The 18,056-nt window shown below is 67.2% G+C and carries 11 protein-coding genes; 6 read left to right on the top strand and 5 right to left on the bottom strand.

Going from position 1 to position 18,056, the window contains the following annotated elements:
* Positions 1-101 precede the first annotated feature (101 nt).
* From SX243_12230 to SX243_12220, 3 genes are all read left to right on the top strand, one after another.
* Entirely contained in the window at positions 102-1,469 is a 1,368-nt protein-coding gene (locus SX243_12230) for a PLP-dependent aminotransferase family protein (protein MDY7093730.1), read from the top strand.
* The gene (locus tag SX243_12225; protein ID MDY7093729.1) at positions 1,466-2,533 is read left to right on the top strand and encodes an Ldh family oxidoreductase; all 1,068 of its coding nucleotides are present in this window, start codon (positions 1,466-1,468) and stop codon (positions 2,531-2,533) included. The genes SX243_12230 and SX243_12225 overlap by 4 nt, the downstream gene beginning before the upstream one ends.
* Before the next feature lie 102 nt (positions 2,534-2,635).
* Positions 2,636-4,645: a cytochrome c3 family protein gene (locus SX243_12220; GenBank protein MDY7093728.1), complete on the top strand. Its 2,010-nt coding sequence runs from the start codon at positions 2,636-2,638 to the stop codon at positions 4,643-4,645.
* Positions 4,646-4,720: 75 nt separating this feature from the next.
* Here SX243_12220 and SX243_12215 read toward each other — a convergent pair whose 3' ends face one another.
* The 3 genes from SX243_12215 to SX243_12205 are packed head-to-tail and all read right to left on the bottom strand — an operon-like array spanning position 4,721 to position 8,016.
* Positions 4,721-5,758: a diguanylate cyclase gene (locus SX243_12215; GenBank protein MDY7093727.1), complete on the bottom strand. Its 1,038-nt coding sequence runs from the start codon at positions 5,756-5,758 to the stop codon at positions 4,721-4,723.
* Positions 5,759-5,797: 39 nt separating this feature from the next.
* The gene (locus SX243_12210; protein ID MDY7093726.1) at positions 5,798-7,132 is read right to left on the bottom strand and encodes a tryptophan 7-halogenase; all 1,335 of its coding nucleotides are present in this window, start codon (positions 7,130-7,132) and stop codon (positions 5,798-5,800) included.
* On the bottom strand, positions 7,129-8,016 hold the full coding sequence (locus SX243_12205; protein ID MDY7093725.1) for a hypothetical protein: 888 nt from the start codon (positions 8,014-8,016) through the stop codon (positions 7,129-7,131). Before SX243_12205 ends, SX243_12210 begins: the two co-directional genes overlap by 4 nt.
* 330 nt (positions 8,017-8,346) lie before the next feature.
* On the opposite strand from SX243_12205, the gene SX243_12200 reads away from it, so the two are divergent.
* Genes SX243_12200 through SX243_12190 form a run of 3 tightly spaced genes read left to right on the top strand, consistent with a single transcriptional unit; the run spans position 8,347 to position 13,939 of the window.
* Positions 8,347-10,344 (top strand): VWA domain-containing protein, encoded by a 1,998-nt coding sequence (locus SX243_12200; GenBank protein ID MDY7093724.1) that lies wholly within the window; start codon positions 8,347-8,349, stop codon positions 10,342-10,344.
* Positions 10,345-10,382: 38 nt separating this feature from the next.
* The gene (locus SX243_12195; GenBank protein MDY7093723.1) at positions 10,383-12,653 is read left to right on the top strand and encodes a tetratricopeptide repeat protein; all 2,271 of its coding nucleotides are present in this window, start codon (positions 10,383-10,385) and stop codon (positions 12,651-12,653) included.
* On the top strand, positions 12,650-13,939 hold the full coding sequence (locus tag SX243_12190) for a VWA domain-containing protein (GenBank protein ID MDY7093722.1): 1,290 nt from the start codon (positions 12,650-12,652) through the stop codon (positions 13,937-13,939). The genes SX243_12195 and SX243_12190 overlap by 4 nt, the downstream gene beginning before the upstream one ends.
* 80 nt (positions 13,940-14,019) lie before the next feature.
* Here SX243_12190 and SX243_12185 read toward each other — a convergent pair whose 3' ends face one another.
* Entirely contained in the window at positions 14,020-17,034 is a 3,015-nt protein-coding gene (locus SX243_12185) for a TonB-dependent receptor (protein MDY7093721.1), read from the bottom strand.
* A gap of 463 nt (positions 17,035-17,497) precedes the next feature.
* A partial coding sequence (locus SX243_12180; GenBank protein ID MDY7093720.1) for a tetratricopeptide repeat protein occupies positions 17,498-18,056 on the bottom strand: 559 nt, incomplete at its 5' end.

The following is an 18,056-nucleotide window of genomic DNA, read 5'->3' as shown; positions in this document are numbered from 1 at the left end:
GTAACCCGGTGGTTTTTGCTGTCGAAAGCTCGATAGACCCATCTGGGGCCCGAACCGCTCGCCCCAGGGTTTGACCGTCCGCCGGTAGGCAGGAGCTCGCGATGCAGGTAAGCGTCAAGGATTGTTTTTCCGATCCCATTCTCAACGTCATGAACTTCCTCAACGAGGTGGTGCTGGACTATCCCCAGGCTATCTCCTTCGCCCCGGGGCGGCCCGCCGAGGATTTCTTCAACGTCGAGGACAGCCTGGGGGAGATCCAGGATTTCGTTCGCTATCGGGCGGCGCGGAAGAAGTGGAGTGAGGAGAAGGTCTACGCCGACCTGGGGCAGTACAACAAGACCAACGGCATCATCCAGGAGCTCATCGCGGAGCAGCTCAAGCTGGACGAGGGCATCGAGGTGGATCCGTCCTCGATCCTCGTCACCTCCGGCTGTCAGGAGGGCATGGCCATCCTGCTCGCCGGGCTCTTCGATCCGGCGCGAGACGTGCTGCTGTCGTCGGATCCCACCTACATCGGCATCACCGGGCTGGCGAAGATCCTCGGCGTGCCGGTGCATCCCCTGCCCTGCGGCGAACACGGGCTCGAACCGGAGGTCGTCGAACGGGCGGTGGCGGAGGTGCGGAGTCAGGGGAAGAATCCCCGCGCTCTCTACGATGTGCCCGACTTCAACAATCCCCTGGGAACCAGCATGCCTTTGGAGAGTCGTCAGAAGATTCTCGATATCGCTCGCCGCGAGGACGTGTTGGTCTTCGAGGACAATCCCTACGGGATGTTCGCCTACGATGGCGAATCCCGGCCCACCCTCAAGAGCCTGGACCGGCACCGCTCGGTGATCTATTTGGGGTCTTTCTCCAAGACTCTGTTCCCGGGCTTGCGGGTCGGCTTCTTGGTGGTGGATCAGGAGTGCCGCGTGGAGGGTTCGCCAGCGGACGCAGCCAAGACCTCGCCGCTGGTGGAGGTGCTGTCTCAGGTCAAGAGCCTGACCACGGTGAACACGCCGCCGCTGTTGCAGGCGGTGGTGGGGGGGACGTTGGTGCGGAGCGGCGGATCTCTGAAGCCGCTGATGAAGGAGAAGATCGCCTTCTACGGCGCCAACCGGGACCACATGCTGGCGGCCCTGGAGCAGCGCTTCGGCGCCGGCTCCGAGATCGCCGCCGCCGGCTACGGTGGCAAGGTGACCTGGAATCGGCCGGAGGGGGGCTTTTTCATGACTATGGACCTGCCCTTCGAATTCGATGTCCGGGCGCTGCGCACCTGTGCCGCGGAATATGGGGTGATCGTCAGTCCCGTTTCCTTCTTCGCCCTCAGCCCGGGGCGCGAGCGGCAGATCCGATTGGCCTTCAGCTATGTCACGCCGGAGCAGATCGACCAGGGCATCGAGCGGCTGGCGGGCTTCATCGGAGCGCGCCTCGAGGAGCTGGGCGAGGAAATGGGCGAGCCAGTGAAGGAGAAGGAGAGCGTGGTATGAGCTCCCAACGTTATTCGCCCCATCGTCTGTACCGGGCCATGACCGGCGCGCTGCTGCGCCGGGGGGTCTCCGAACGTCACGCCGCCTACGTCGCCGACGGTTTGCTGGAGGCGTCCCTGCGCGGTGTGGACACCCACGGCGTGCGGCTCTTCGCCACCTATCTGTCGGAGCTCGACGGCGGTCGGGCCAAGGCCCGGCCGGAGCTTTCCTGGACCTCCGGTGCGCCGGCCACGCGGGTACTCGACGCCGGTGGGGCGCTGGGGTTGGTGGCCGGGCGCATCGGCTGTGACGCGGCGGTGGAGCTGGCCAAGGAGCACGGGGTCGGCGTGGTGGTGGTGAAGAATTCCAATCACTTCGGCCCGGCCTCCTACTACACGCTGCAGATGGCTCGCGCCGGCGCCATCGGGTTCTCCTGCACCAACAGCGATGCCCTGGTGGCGCCGTTCAGCGGCCGTGACCCGTTTATCGGCACCAATCCTCTGAGTCTGGCGGCATTGGGCAATGACGGCGACACGTTCTGCGCCGACCTGGCCACCAGCCAGATCTCCTACTCCAAGGTCAAGCACAAGCTGCGTCAGGGGGAGGCGCTGGAGTCCGGCTGGGCGGTGGCGGAGGACGGCACCGACGCCGGTGGCCAGAGCGAGGGGCAGGTCGCTGCCCTCAAGCCCCTAGGGGGCTATAAGGGCCAGTGCTTGGGGATGATGGTGGAGGTGCTGTCGGCGGTGCTCGCCGGGGAGCCGTTGGACCACGAGCTTAGCCATCTCTACGAGCCCCCCTACGACCGGCCGCGGCGGGTGGCGCACTTCTTCCTCGCCATGGACCTGCCGGCGTTCACCGATCCGGACGCCTTCCGGGGCCGCCTGAGCTCCCTATGCCGTCAGGTGCGGGACCAGGACGCCGTCGGCGACGAGCCGGTGGTGGTACCGGGAGACCCGGAAGCCGCGAGCACCACCGAGCGCCGTCAGCAGGGCATTCCCCTTCTCGACAGCGAGGTGTCGTGGCTGCCCGCCGAGGAGAAGCTGGCCGAGGAGGAAGCCGCGAAGAGGAACGAGCAGCGGCACTGAGAATCCAGAGTTGTGTCCTGGATAGCCGGGATAGATCCCGGGGCGGGGCCTGGATCTGGTTCTCGAACCCTCCTCTCGGGCCGGCTCTGCTAGCATTTCGCGATGCCTGTATCTTTCCAACATCGTCTGTTCTCGATTCTGATCCTGGCCCTCGGACTGCTGCTGACGGCATGCGGCGGCGAGGGCGTCGAGCCGCCGGAGCCTTCCCCTTCGACCAGCGAAGCGCCGGTGGTTTCTTCGGACCGGGAGGAGCCGCCGAGCCAGGCCGCGACCCCGGCGGTGCTGCGGCGCGAGGACGTACCCGCTTCCATGCGCTCCTGCTTCGGCTGTCATCGGGACGTGGTGGCGGACTATCTTCGCCACGGCATGGCCGCCAGCGTCGGGCCGGTGGGAGAGCCCGAGGGCGGCAGCGTGCGCCAGCCCGCCACCGACACCACCTACGAGCTGACCTCCGGCCCCGGCGGCGCCTGGCTCACCGCTCGGCGGGATGACGGCGGCCAGCGCCGGCAGCGGCTGGTGGGGCGCATCGGAGCGGGCATCTTCGATATCTCCTGGGTCGGTGAAGAGGTGAGCCCCCACGACGGCCAGGGTACCGGCCGGCTTTTCTTCGCGCCGGTGGAGACGGTGAGTGGCCACGGCTTGGAGCTGTCTCCCTTCGAACATCACGAGGGTGCCGCGGGCCTGGACATGGCCCTCACCGCCCAATGCCTCGACTGTCACACCGTCGACCGGCTGGAGCAGCTGCCCGGCGCCGCCACCCGGGACGAGCACGTCTTCCCTCCCAACGCCCTTGGCGCCAACGCCTTCGAGCACCTGGAGCCCCTGGGCTGCGGCGTCTGCCACGGCGAGACCCAGCGCCACGTCGAGATCATGGCCGGTTTGGTGGACGACGTGGACGTGGGGGAGGTGGGGCTCCAGCGGCTGGGGCGCCTGCCCCCTGCTCAGCAGCGGGACACCTGTGCCCGCTGTCATCTCCAGGGGGATGCCCGGCTGCGGCTGGTGGAGACGGTGGACTGGGAGAAGCCTCAGGCGGGGCAGTGGCCGGTGCTGGTGCCCCAGGAGCAGGACGACGACTTCCGCTTCGTCGGCCAGCTGGAGCGGCTGGTGCTGTCGCCGTGCTTCCAGCAGTCCCCGGAGATGACCTGCACCACCTGCCACGCCGCCCACCAGGGGGTGGCTCAGCAGGGATTGGAGCGCTTGGAGGCGGCCTGCGTGGACTGTCACCAGGGGTTGGCTACCGGGCATGCCGGAGGCCTCACGGTGGAGCAGGTAGCGGGCAATCCGGCACGCACGGAGGCGGGCTGCGTGGACTGCCACGTACGCCGCAGCCAGCCCTTCGATCTACCCCACGTGCGTACCGCCGATCACTTCATCCGTTCGCGCATTCCGCTGCCGGAGGACGACATCCCTCACCGCCAATTCGCCGATCCCCAGGGGCCCTTGGAGATCTACGACGACGGCCGGCTGGCGGCAATGTTGAACGCTGCCGGCGAGGCCGCCGATGGCGAGCGCTGGCGGGCCGGGGTGACGGCCATGGGGCTGATGACCCTGGGGCGCTTCGAGGAGGCGGCGGAGCTCTTCGACCGCTTCCCGGCACCGGGGAGCGCCGCGGCGCGCCGGCCGACGGCTCCGGAGGGGCTGCCGCCGCTGGAGACCTTCGTCTCCTTCCACCAGATGCGCGCCCTGTCGTTCCAGACCCGCGGCGACCGCGTCTCGGCGCTGGCGGCCTATGACGACGCCTTGGCCCTGGACCCTTCAGCGCCGGGACCGCGGCTGGCCCGGGCCCGGCTGAAGCTGGATCTGGAGGATTTCGTTGGCGCGGTGCAGGACAGCCAATGGATCATCGACCGCTATCCCCAGGCGGAGGCGCCGTGGGATCTACGGGCCCAGCTGGCCCTGCGGCTCAACGACCCCCGGCTGGCCGCCGAAGCGCTGGAGACCTCGTTGGAGATCTGGCCGCCGCGGGCGATTCAATGGCTGCGGCTGGCCAAGCTGCAGATGGCTCTCGGCCGGCCTCAGGACGCCCGCGAATCCCTCGACCGGGCGTATTTGCTCGAGCCGTCCCTCCCGGGCCTGCAGGAGGCGCTGGAGCAGATCAGCCCCGGTGGCTGAGCTGCCGGCGCTCCGTTCTCGAGCCGTTCCGCTCTTCCTCCGAACGGCTGCGGCTTCCCCTGTCCCCAGGGGCACTCAAAGCGGCAGCTCCGCCGCGTGACAGATGGCCTGGGGCTTGCGCCCGCGGGCTGTGTGCAAGGCGCGATTGGCGTCGTCGATCAATCCTTGGGAAGGATCGTCGTCAAATCCTCCCAGGGGCGGCGCTGGCTGGGTCGCGATGCCGACGTTGAGGCTCAGCTCCGGCGGTGCCCAGCTGGCGACGACGAAGGCTCGGTGCAGTCGCTGAGCCCACACCTGGCTGCCGTCGCGGTGGGTGTCCGGGAGCAACACGGCGAAGTCGTCGCCGCGGTAGCGGGCCACGAAATCGGTCTCCCGGCCATTGGCGACCAGCAGCCGTGCCACGTGCTGGAGGAGCTGATCCGCCGCCAGAGCGCCACGCTCGTGGGGGAAGTTGTCGAACCCCACCACTTTGATCAAGAGCAGCGAGAGAGGATTGCGCAGGCGGGCGGCGCGTTTGAGCTCGCGATTGAGGTCCTGGCGGAAGCCGCGGTCGTTGGAAAGCCCGGTGAGCTCGTCGGTGAGGGCAAAACGGTCCCAGCGAGCCCGAGCCGTCTCCAGCTCCTCCGCCAGTTGGAGAGCCCGCTGCTCGAGCTCGCGGCCGGCGGTGAGCTCGTGGAGCACCAGGGTGAAGCCCAGGGTCCCGCCGTTTCCCGGAGCGGTCTCGGGGTTGTTGGTCCCACCGTGCACCGGACTGACGGTGAGGGCGGCGGCGAAGGTGTCCTTGGGGCCGCGCCGGCAGTGCACGTGGCGCTCCTCCACCCGGCCGAAGCGGGCCACTTCAGCGAGCTCTCGCCACAGGTCTTCGCCGGTGCGCCCGGCCGCGGCGGCCGCGGGGCTGGGCACCAGCCAGGCCGCCATGGTCGCTTTGCCGCGGATGGCCTCCCGTAGATCGTCCTGGGAAATCTGCAGCAGCTCCCGGGCTCGTTGGTTGACCAGCTTGGGAGTTCCCTGCAGGTCGCTGACGATGACGGCGACGCCGAGAGTCTCGAAAAGCGCCGATGGCTCCAGGGTGAGCACGTCACCGACACCCAGGTGCGGGACACGGTTCATCATCCGACTCCTGTATGATTTCCAGCAATCTCTTGAGTGCGGTCAGGTTAACACAGAGGAGTGCTGAAGCGGCGGCTGCGGAGAGCTCTCGTCACCGGCGGAGAAGAGGGCGAAGGGGCGGTGCCGAGGCGTCAATGGCACGCGCCGCTGGAGGGCTACGAAGAGGTTGAAAAGGTGCAGGCGCCAGCGCACGGACCGGATCGGTCGGGGGAAGACGTTGCCGGCGAGCAGGCTGATCAGTGCCCGGTGAACCTGGAAGGGACCCTCTTCGTTGAGCAGCAGCTCGCGGAAGGCCGGTTCGTAGAATTGATCCACCAGCCGGAAGAACGGCTTGGAGCTGCGCTCGATGTACCGCCGATAGGAACGGCGCCGCGATTCTGCGCCGGCACCGCGGCGCTGGACCAGTGCCGTCACGTGCTCCGCCGCACGCTGCGCCGACATCATGCCCATGCAGACTCCGGTGGAGAAGACGGGATCGACGAAGGTGGCGGCGTCGCCGGTGAGGAAGTACCCCGGGCCGGCGAAGGGGCGGCAGGTGTAGCTGAAGTCGGCGGTGACGTGGTTGCGCTCGGGGAAGGAGGCTTGTTCGCAGCGCTGCCAGAGGGCGGGGCAGCGGCGAACCGCCCAGCCCAGTACTTGGTGCGCCGGTACCGGCAGCTTCCGGGCGTCGCCGTGATGGAGCACCAGGCCGATGCTGGTGGTCTCGTCGTCCAAAGGAATGATCCAGAACCATCCCTCCTCGCACATGATGATGCTGATGAAGCCGCCTTCCGGGCCGGGCTGTCGGCGAACACCGCGGAAGTGTCCGTAGTAGGCGACTTTCTTGAGCCTCGGCAGAACCTGCCGGGTACCCAGATGGCGGCCCACCACCGTCGCCTGGCCGCTGGCGTCGATGAGGTATTGGCCGCGGAATTCGCCTTCCTCGGTGTCCACCGCCACGTCGCCGTCCTCGAGCCGCAGGATGGAGCGCACGGCACAGTCTTCCCGCACCTCGGCGCCGGCTTCCCGGGCTGCCTCCAGGAGCATCTCGTCGAAGGGGGCCCGGGCGAGGTTGACGGATTCCCCACAGCTTCGGCCCAGGGCGTCCCGAAACCAGATGCGCACCGGCGGATCCTCAGCGTGGCCGATGAGGAACTCGCCTCCCAGCTTGGGGACGTGGGGGATCTGCTGCAGCCGCTCCTCCAGGCCTAGCTCCCGCAGTTGTTGCAGGGTGCGCGGGAGCAGCGACTCACCGATGTGGAAGCGGGGGTGGCGATGCTTCTCCAGAACCAACGGCCGGAGGCCGGCGAGGGCGAGCTGGCGGGCGGCGAGGGCGCCGGCGGGGCCGCCGCCGACGATGATCCCATCGTATTGTGAGGCCTTCTGGGAAGCGGTCACGGAGACCCCTCGCCGCGGCCCTCCGCGGGAGACCGTTGCAGCTCCGCCAGGCCTTCGATCTCCACCAGAAGCTCGGGGCGGCAAAGATCCGCCGGCAGGTACTCGACCTCGGTGTCCGGCGAGAGACGCTGGCCGAGGAGCTCCTGCAGGGTCTCGAGATGGCGGCCTTCGACGTAGTAGACCCGCAGGTGCCGGTAGCGCGCCAGGAGCTCGTCGACGCGGTGGTCAGCGGTCTCTTCGGCGGGCCCATCTGCGGGGCCCTCAATGGGGCGGCGGTCGGGATCTTCTCCAGCCTGTACCACCGCGGCCAGGTTGGTCAGCGTCTCCTGCACCTGAGCCACCAGGTCCTGGAGGTGCACGCTGTCCTCGCCCCGCACGCTGGCGGTACCGCCCACCAAGAGCAGCGGTTCACTGCCTTCGATGTGGGGAAGACGGGTCGCTCGGGCGAAGCACGGGGGTAGGGTTCCCCAGCGTTCGGAATAGCGGTACGAGGCGACTTGCCGGGGGTTCTCCACCGGCGTTCCGGGGTGGTCGGTGGAGAGGCAGACGAGGGACAAATCCTCTTGATCGTGACCGACGCCGGAGGCGGTGGCGATGGCCTGGATGAAGCGCTCGTGACCGAAGTGTTCCAGGTAGGCGTGATAGCGGCCGAAGTTGAAGTGCATGTAGCGGTGGGGCTGGTCTCCCAGGGGCGCGAGGATCCGGGGGATGAAATTCCACAGCCGCACCGGATGGCGGTGACGCATCTGCTGCAGCTGGTGGAAGATCGCCAGGTAGCCCGCTTTGCAGGCGTCCTCGAAGGCTTGGGGCTCGAGACCGAGGGCCTCCGGTACCCGCACCTCCAGCATGGCGAAGCGTTCTCCCTGCGCGCTCCGCAGGAGCATCTCATGGCCCGACGAAAGCTGCGGTAGGGACCGCCAATCCTCTGAATTCGAGCCGGCTAGCTCATATACCCAGCTCGGCGGCGCGAAGGTCGAGAGCCCGCGGCTCTGGGCCGCTCCCGGGGCAGTCAATTTTTCCACTCCATAGCCGTGTAGCCTAGAGAAATCAGCGCGGACCGTCAAACCCGTAGGAGGTTCTGGGGGCGGTGGAGCCGGAGGCGGCCGGGACTTGGTAGGATCGAATCAGTTTGGGTTCGCCAGATAGCGACCGGATCGATCAGGAGAAGCAGGGCCTGGCTCCCTGCGGTCCGGGCAGGATGGAAGGAGACGACGATGTGGAGATTCTCGTCAGCGCAATGCCGTCCCATGCCCGTAGAGGATCGAGGCCGTTCGCGGCGTTCTAGCATCCCGGCGCTTTGCCTGATGCTGGGGCTGGTTCTGGGGGCCTTGGGGGGGATCCTCGGGGTGCCGGGTACTGCTGAGGCAACCCCTCAGGAGCCTGCCTCCCAAGAAGCTCGCACAGGGGGCGGAGCTGCCGGGCAGGAGAACCTCGGCGGGCCGGCGCTCTTCCGCGACCGAATCCAGGTCTACGTGGTCAATCTCGAGGTCTTGGTCACCGATGCCGAGGGGCAGCCGGTGACCGGCTTGCAGCGGGACGATTTCGTGGTGATGGAGGACGGCCAGCCGGTGGAGATCACTCTCTTCAACGCCGTCGAGGGCGGCCGGGCTTTGGGCGGGGCGTTGGAGAATCTGCCAGCGACGGCGGAGGCGATGGAAGAATCCGAGGTGGCGACACCCCGCGAGACTCCGGACAGCCTGATCATCTTCGTCGACGACACCAACCTGTCCATCAACAACCGTTCCCGCTTGCTGGCGCGGCTGCGGGATTTCCTCACCGAGCATTGGCGGGACGGTCTGCGGGTGATGCTGGTGAGCAACGACCGCGAGCTGGTTATCCGCCAGGGCTTCACCACCGCCCCGCGAGAAATCTTCGACTCCCTGGACCAGCTGGAAGACATGGTGGTGGAGGGATCCCAATTCAACCTTGAGCGCAACCGGCTGTTGGAGGACATCGCCGATCTCAATGTCGAAGCCGGCAGCGGCCTCTTCCACACCCGGGGCTCCGATGCGGTGACCTCCCAGGAGGAGCTGAACGAGGAGGTCACGACTCAGGCTCGGGCCCTGGTGCCGCAGATGCGGGCTCATAGCCAGCAGCGTCTCGACCAGGTGCGGCGCTCGTTGGGAGTCCTCCAGCGCTTCGTCGATACTCTCGCCGGAATTCCCGGGCGCAAGGCGGTGCTCTACGCCAGCGACGGCCTGCCCTTGCGGCCGGGGGAGGTGCTCTTCGAGGCCTGGGCGGAGCGGGTCTCCCAGATGGCGGGTCTCTCTACGACCTTTTCCGCCGGCCTCGAATCGGGCCGCTACGACGCCACCAGCAAATTGGTGGGGGGGGTGGCCGACGCCAATGCCGCCGCCATCACGTTCTACACCCTCAGCGCCGCCCCACCCTCGACGATCCGCGGCGCCGACCGGGGCCGAGGGATCTGGTCGGCCCGGCTGGCCTCGCTGGAGGAGCAGGGGCGCCACGATTCCATGCGGCTGATGGCGAACGCCACCGGTGGCCGGGCGGCGCTGGCCGGCGGCGTCCTCGACTCGACCCTGGTGAGTGTGCTCCAGGACTTCGACTACCGCTATTCCCTGGGCTACGAGTCGAAACCGCGGGTGGAGGAGGAGCCGCGGCGCTTCCGGGTGGGGCTGCGAGAGGCGCGCAAGGGTTGGGAGGTGCGCTACCGCACCAGCTACCAAGACAAGAGCGCCGACGAGCAGGCGGTGGAGCGGACTCTCACCGCCCTGGTGCTCCCCGGCGAGGAGAATCCTCTGGGCGTCGAGCTCGAGGTGGCGGAGATGAAGGCCCGGGAGGACGGCAGCTTCGAGGTGCCGTTGCTGGTCCACGTACCGCTGGCGAACCTGGTGCTGATCCCCGGCGAGGCGCACCACGAGGCCCAGGTGTCCATGTTCGTGGCGGCCCGCGACGAGCTGGGCCGCACCTCGCCGGTGAATAAACATCTCTGCCCGGTGCGCATCGTCAACTCCGAGCTGCTGGTGGCCCTGGGGCGCTCCGCGGCCTGCGGCATGCGGCTGCAGATGCGCGAGGGCAGCCAGCGGCTGGCGGTGTCGGTGCAGGATGAGCTGGCCCAGGTCCATTCCACCGTAGCGCTCAACGTGGACGTGCCTCCACCGGCTGCGGAGACCGAAGCTGCGTCTCCGGAAGCCACCGGTGATCCGTCCCAGGGTGGTGCCGGCGGCGTGACCCAGGAGGGAGACCGCTGAAGTCTCTAAGAAGTCTTCTGGCCGTTGACCGCCTCGGGTTGCCGATTTGCCTGTGGTTCGTCCTGATCTTGCCGGGGTGGACGCTCCCGGCGGCGGCTTTGCCGGAGATCGAGTCGGTGGCTGCCGGAGGCCTCGACACCCGGGCAGCGGCGCTCTTGCTCAGCGGTCAGGAGGGCGGCGACCTGCCCTCTGCCGTGGCGGCTTTTCCGCGCCCTGCTGAAAAGAGCGGTGCCGGCGGAGTGGACCTGATAGTAGACCTGGCCGGTGGTGGCTTGCTCGAAGGGTTGGCGGAGGATCAGCCCCTCATCGTCGAGATCTACGCCTATGCCCTCGACCAATCTTCGGAGCACGGTGGCCCGGGGAGCAGCCCGGGCAGCGGCGGTGGAGTCCGCGGTTACCTCACCCAGGCCTTCTTCATCGAGGATGAGGAGCTGCGCTCCCAACTAGCCAGTGTAGGAGTCAAATTCCTCGGTCACCTCCCACTGCCTCCGGGCACCTACAGCCTGCGGGTGATGGTCCTCCACCGCCGCGCGGATCGATTCAGCCTGGAAGTCTTGCCGGTCAGGGTGCCGGGGCTCGAAGCGCCGGTTCAGGAGGTTGTTGCGCCGCAAGCCGGCGAGGCCGCTGCCGGGGCATCGGAGGAGATCGAGTCGCCAGCCCCACCTCCGCCGCCGCCTCCTCCTTTGGGGCCGCGGCCGCGCACCGCAGAGGATCCCATGTTGCTGGAGTCTGCCGAACCGTGGATCTTGGTCCGGCGGTCGGGGATGAAGAGTCCCGGTGCTGCTCCCTGGGTGGTGGGCCAGCAGCGGTGGGTGCCGGCGGCGCGGCCGGTACTGGCCGGTGAAGAGCCACGGCCCGTTCTCTCCACGAATCCGGATCTTTCACTGCGCATCCTCGATCCCGTGGACCGCCAGGTGCTGTGGCAGGGGACGGCGGTGGCGAAGAGCGAGGCGGAGGGCGATGAGTTTGCCGGGCGGCGGTGGCTGGAGCTCCCGGCCACCGGTTTGGGGCCCGGAGAGTATCTGTTGCAGGCGGGAGAGGAATCGCAGGAAGCGGAGCCGCTGGAGGTGCAGATCGCGACGGTCGGGCCGGGCATGGCAGGGGAGGAAGGGGAGGGCCGAGGGAGAGTCGGGCCATGGTTCGCTCTGCAGCGCGGCCGTTTGGACACAGTGGCCAGCGCGGACCTTGGAGCGCCCCCCGCTGCTGATCCGGTGGGAACTCCCGAGGACGGTTCCCGAGCGATTCAGCAAGCATATCTGGAAGCGCTCTTGGCCCTTGGGGGCGAATTGCCGGGAAGTGAACGGACTGGCAGCGAACAGACGGGGACAGCCCGGGAGACGGTGGCGGCCTTCGAGCGGGCTCAAATGGCCGGTGGCACGCCCCGCCGGCAGAATCGCCTGGCGCAGGCGGAGGTTCAGGCGGTCCTCCAAATGGTGCAGCTGGCCAACGGTGATTCGACGGCGGTGGCGACCCTCGTCTGGCTCCACGAACAGCTCTATCGGGACTACCACCACCGGAAGGAATACCTGCTGGCGGTGCACTCTCGGTCCCAGGTGCTGCGCCTGGGGCAGATCTACGTCCAGCGCACCCCCGATGGGCGTGAGGCAGGCCGGACTCTGGCGGCCGCTTTGGTGAGCATGGCGGGCTATCTTCAGGAGGTGGGCTCCAATCTGAGCGCCGCTCAGACCTACGATCAGGCTCTGGAGTTGAGTCGGGACTACCCACCGGCACTCCTCGGGCTGGCGGTGCTGCGGGAGGCTTACGGTGAGTATGACGAGGCGGTGAAGCTCCTTCGCCGGATGATTCGCAGGCAGCCGGAGAACTCCGAGGCGCGGCTGCGGTTGGGGGTCAACCTGCGGCGTTCCGGCAATTCTCGGCAGGCTGACGAGATCCTGCGCCGGTGCTTGGGGGAGGACAATCCGCGGTGGGTGCGCACCATCGCGTATCAGGAGCTGGCGGAGCTGGCGGTGGCGGAGGAGCGGCCGGCGGAGGCGGTGGAGCTGCTGCGTCAGGGACTTGCGGAGCTGCCCGGTGAGGCGCGGCTGGCGATCCAGCTAGCGGCGGTCCTGGACCGCTTGGGCCGTTCCGCTCAGGCTTCGGCGGTGCTCGAAGACATGGAGGCCTTGGGTGTGAGCCGACGCCCATCGGCGCGCTTCCGCTACGGCCGCTGGCCTCGTGCCAGTCTATTGCAGGCCCGCCGTATGCTCCGAGAGCAGGGGCGGGAGCACTTGCCCCGGATGGTGGATCTGGTGGAGCGGCTGGTGCGCTACCGCCAGGGAGGTGAGGACGGCGAGGAGGCATCACCGTGATCTCAATTCTTCAAACTGGCCCAGCGCGCCGTCGGCCGCGGCTCGGCGGCCTTCTCGGCACCGCAGCCTTGCTTTCCACCGCACTGCTCGCCCCAGATCTGGCCCTGTCCTCCGCGGCCTTTGCGCAGGCTCCTGCAGGGACTCCGCCAGAGGCAGCCAAATCCAGTCCGGTGACCGTCACCCTCGACAGCCCCAACGCCTTTCAGCCCGCCTTTGGCGAGGTGGTGATCGATGCGGTGGCGGTATCGGAGCAGCCGGTGGAGCGGGTGGTCTTCTATGTCGACGGTTTGGTGGTGGGGGAGACCCGCGAGCCGCCTCACCGGTTGACCGTGGATTTGGGGGACGACGTCGACTCCCACCGCTTCGAGGTCTTGGCCTACGGCGCCGACGGCACCACCGGCCGGGCGGTGATGACCACCCCCGGGATGCGGGTGGACGCGGAGATCTCGGTCCAGCTGCAGCAGCTCTACGTCACCGTCACCGTTGATGGAGAGCGGGGGCAGGACCTGCAGGCAGAGGACTTTGTCGTTCTCGACGAGGACAAACCTCAGACCCTGGTGACTTTCGCCCGGGGAGATATCCCATTTACCGCCGTGGTGTTGTTGGACTCCAGCTCGAGCATGGCCGGGGGCAAGCTGCAATCGGCGCTGCAGGGGGCTCGAACCTTCTTCGACGGCATGCAGCGGCTGGACGAAGGCAAGCTGGTGGTGTTTTCCGACCGGGTGCTTCACAGTACCCCGTTCACCACCTTCCCGGAGGTCCTGTCGGCGGGGTTGGGACGGGTGCGGGCGGAAGGGGGCACCGCCCTCAACGACCATCTCTACGTTTCGTTGAAGCAGCTGGAGCAGCGGCAGGGGCGCCGGGTGGTGGTGCTGCTCTCCGACGGCGTCGACTCCCACAGCGTGTTGGCCATGGACGATGTCCTACGGCTGGCCCGGCGCAGCCAGGCGCTGATCTATTGGCTGCGTCTGCCCTACCGTGACGGCGCCACCGCCGGCTCGCCGCCGGCTCTCACCACTCCGTGGCGCAATAGTGAGAGCTACGCTCAGGAGTTCGAGATCTTGGGAGAAACGGTGGCGGAGAGCGGTGGCCGCATCCTCGACCTGGCGTCGGTGGCGCAGGTCTCGGAGGCTTTCAGCGAGATCCTCGCCGAGCTGCGCGAGCAATACGTCCTCGGCTATTACCCCACCCGCTCCCTCAAGGACGGCAGCTGGCGCGAGGTCGAGGTACGGGTCCGCCGCCCCAAGGCCGAGATCCGCAGCCGCGGTGGCTACGTCGATCAGTAGCCCGCTTCTGCTCCCGGATCCCAAGCATAAGAAAAGGGGGCCCGAAGGCCCCCTCATCAACTAACGGCTAGGTACGGACGTCAGAAGCTGACGCGCGCGCCCAGGTAGTAACGACGCGGCGGCACCCAGGCGATGGAATCGCCGAACTCGGTGAGGCCGGTACCGGCCACCAAGTCCTCGTTACGAATGGCGCCCTGGTCGTCGAAGACGTTGAAGATGTCGAGGAAGAACTCACCCTCGAAGCGGCCGAAGTTGCGGTTGTATTGAACGCGCAGATCCAGCTGATCCCAGGAGGGGTTCTCGATGCTGCCGACGGCGTCGGGGGCCAGCCAGCGAGTGTCGATACCGGCGAACTCGAAGGTCTCGTCGGCGTCGACGCGGATGGGCAGGTTACGCCGGGAGGCGAAGAAGGTCCGGCTCGCCACGGTGCCCGAGTTCCAGCGGTAGGTACCGCCGAGCTGGATGCCGTTGTTGAAGCGATAGGACGCAGCCGCCTTGACCAGGTGCTCGATGAGGCCGGGCTGACGGCCCTGCTGATTCGGCGCCCGGGGATCCAGGAAGAGCACGTCGCCCTGGAAGTCGGCGTTGGAGTCGGAGTTGGTGTTGCCTTCTCCGTCAGCGTAGTTGTAGGAGATCAGCGCCTGCCAGTTGTTGGAGTAGCGCTTGCGGAAGATCAGCTCGATCTCGTCGCGATCCCGCTCACCGCCGGCCAGCGTCGCGATGACGAAGTTGGAGCCGGGGTTGGAGTCGTAGCCGAAGTAGTCGAAGCCGAGCCACAGGCTATCCGGGTGATCGATGGGACCCGGGTACCGGGTGCTGCCATCGGAGGCGAAGGCGTAGAGGGCGAGGTCGTAGTCCTCGATGATGTCGCGGGTCTCGCGGCGGATGAGGTTGGCCTCGAAGCTCATGGAGCGACCCAGATCGATCTGGTAGCCAATCTGGTAGTCGTTGGTGTACGGGGTCTTGGTGGTGGGCGCGAAGAACGCGTCCTGCACCTGCGGGCCACCGCGCACGCGGTAGGTCACCCAGCTCTCGATGGGCGCGACGTAGACCTGCTCTTCGAGGATGGAACCGGTGAGGGTTCCGGCGAAGTTGGTCAGGTTGTTGCGCACCGGGTCGTAGTACCGGCCGTAGTAACCGGAGATCTTCTGCTTGCCGTCGCCGAGCACGTCGAAGACGAAGCTGACGCGGGGAGCGTACTCCCAATCGAAGGTGAAGATGTTCTCGCCGGTGGTGGCGAAGTGCTCATACTTCTCGGCACGGACGCCCAGGTTGACCGTGAAGCGGTCGGTCTGGAGCGTGTCCTGCACGTAGAAGGTGTTGCCCTCGGACATGGTCTCTTGGGGACCCAGGGAGGACTGCAGGGTGCGGTCGTAGTTGACCAGTCCGTCGGGGTTGCCGCTGGTGCTGGTGTAGCGCAGGTTGGCGGCGACCTCTTCCGGGGTCAGCGTGCCGTCACCGTTGGCGTCCAGGGCGGCGTAGATGGCGTCGCGCTGGGCGCTGGAATTGACACCGTCGATGAAGCCACCAAAGTCGCTGACGTTGGTGGGATCGAAGGCCAAGGAGGTCCAGGATCCGCTGGCGATGTCACCAGCGCTGATGCCGGCGCCGATGTAGCGGCCCGCCAGGGACTCGTAGGTGGCGCCACCGGGGATGATCCGGTCGCGGAAGTTGATGTGCTCCTGGTAGTCGTAGCCGGCCTTGAGGGTGTGATCGCCCCAGCCGGTGCCGAAGAACCACTCACCGGAGATCTTGATGAACTCGTTGTCGCGCTCATCGATCTGGTTGTTGCCGAAGCCGCCGAGCTGCTCGTCGGCCAGGGTGCGGTCGTCGCCTTCCTGGAAGAGGACGTCGTTGCGCGGATCCTGCACGGAGGCGAAGGTGGAAACCTCACCGTTGTGCTTGCCGACGGCGGCGTCGACGAAGAAGGAGCCGAAGACCTGGGAGTAGTTGATGATGTAACGGTCACCACCGGCTTCCCGGGTGAAGTCCTGGCTGTTGGAACGGTCGGCTTCGAAGGAGCCGTCCCGATCTTCCGGATCGCTGAGGAAGGTACCGGTGAGCTTGATGCTGTCGGTGGGCGCCCAGCTTAGCTTGCCGAAGGCCTGATCGGACTCCTCGGTGACGGTACGCAGGAAGGCGCCGGTGTCGCGGCTGATGACGTCCTCTTCACGGTTGAGGAGGCGGTAGGAGCCGAAGAACCAGGCCTTGTCGCGGACGATGGGACCGCCGATGGTGAAGGCGGTGTCGTAGGTGGAGAAGCTGGCGTCGGGCAGGTTCTCGTTGTCTTCCACCAGGCTGTCGTTCTGGAAGTAGTAGTTCAACGAACCGGCGAAGTCGTTACCGCCGCTCTTGGTCACCACGTTGGAGACCAGGCCCGGGGCGCCGATGAACTCCGCCGGGATGCCGCCGGTGAGCACCGACTGCTCCTGGATGATCTCGGTGTTGAGGTTGGCGCCGAAGGTGCCCTGCACCGGGTCGGTGACGTTGATGCCCTCGATGTAGTAGTAGTTGTCGCGGGAGACGCCCAGCTCACCACCGATGTCGCGGTAGTTGAGGCCGGAGCGGGCCGCCGGGTTCTCGGACCGGTTGTTCGGGTCCGGGGGCAGCACGCCGGGCACCAGCTGCAGGTAGCTCTGGTAGGAGCGGCCCGTGGGCAGGGACTCGGTGAGCTCGAGGGTGATGTCCTGGCCGGTGACGGCGCTGGTGACGTCGACGATGGGGCTCTCCGCGGTAACGATGAGCTCTTCCTCGACGGCGCCCAGGGTCAGGCTGACGTTGAGCGTGGTGGTCTGGCCGGCGCGGACGAGAACGTTCTCGTTACGGGCGCCGTTGAAACCTTCCAGGGTCGAGGTGACCGTGTAGTCGGTGGAAGGCTGCAGACCCGGGAGGGTGGCCACACCCTCGGCGTTGGTGATCGCAGTACGGGTGCCGAGGACGTCCGGCGCCGATGCGGTGACCGTCACGCCCGGCAGACGGCTGCCGTCCTGGGCGGTGGCAACCACCTGGATAGTGCCCGCGCTACCTTGGGCGAAGGCACTGCCTCCTGCCACCAAAGCCAGCACCAGGCCGACAATGAGAATGGATCGTTTCATGGGTTTGTCTCCTCTGTCTCCTCAAACAATTGTTGGATTTGCCGGTCCCTGGGAACTCAGCACTCATTCCAATCCGTCGGCTGGGTCCGTCGGCCCGTTCCGTGGTTTGCAGTCCCTCGGGATTGGTGCCTCCGGTCATCTTGCCGCCGGACGGGTTGAAAAGAGCGCCGCCAGGGGAGCCCGAAAACCTTTTGCCATCTAGAGCAGCAACAATTGTACCACCTTTGTTACGCCAGAGGTCATGGCGAGGCTCTCCCGCGGCCTGCCGCCGGTAAAGGCCGGCGAGGCTTTGTTTCCAAGCATTTGGGATGGGGTGCTCTGGGCTCCGGGGGTGCTTCGGAGCGACTGCGGCTCAACGCCGGAGGCGTCTTGGTCAGCTTCGGTTCAATTGCTTGAAATATCCATCCAAAATCTTGAACGGAGAGGGCTGGGCGGACGCTGGAGCGAACTTGAGAGCCGGGTCTCAACGGCCCTTTTCGAGCGCCCGCAATTGTTCCCGGATGCGCTCCAGCTGCTCGAAATCCTCCGCCAGGCGCAGCGCCTGCTCAAAGCTTTGGCGCGCCTTGCCGCGCCGGCCCTGAGAGGCGTAGACCTCCCCCAGAGTGGCGTGGAAGAGAGCTTCGTCGGGCATCAGCTGGAGAGCCTTGAGCAGGTGCTCGGTGGCGGCGGTGAGGTCTCCCACCCCGCGAGCCCGAACACCGGAGCGGAAGTGCTGGAAGGGATTGCGGCGGCGGTGGCCGGCGGCTTCCTCGAGGTGCGGCTCGGCGGCCTCGGGCCTGCCCTCGGCGAGGAAGAGAGCTGCGAGGTTGAGGCTCGCGGTGGGCTCGTCCGGTCCATGGACCAGCGCTTGGCGATAGCTGTCCTCGGCTCCCCGCAGATCGCCGGTCTTGCGCAGGGCGACACCGCGGTTGACCCACGCGGCGGCGAAAGTGGGGTCGAGCTCCAGGGCCTTGGCGAAGTAGACGCGGGCCGACTCGACGTCGCCGTCGGCGAGGATCTCCGCTCCGCGGTTGTTGTAGAAG

The sequence above is a fragment of the Acidobacteriota bacterium genome, assembly GCA_034211275.1.
GTDB lineage: Bacteria > Acidobacteriota > Thermoanaerobaculia > Multivoradales > JAHZIX01 > JAGQSE01.
This window is presented reverse-complemented; position numbering and strand designations above follow the sequence as displayed.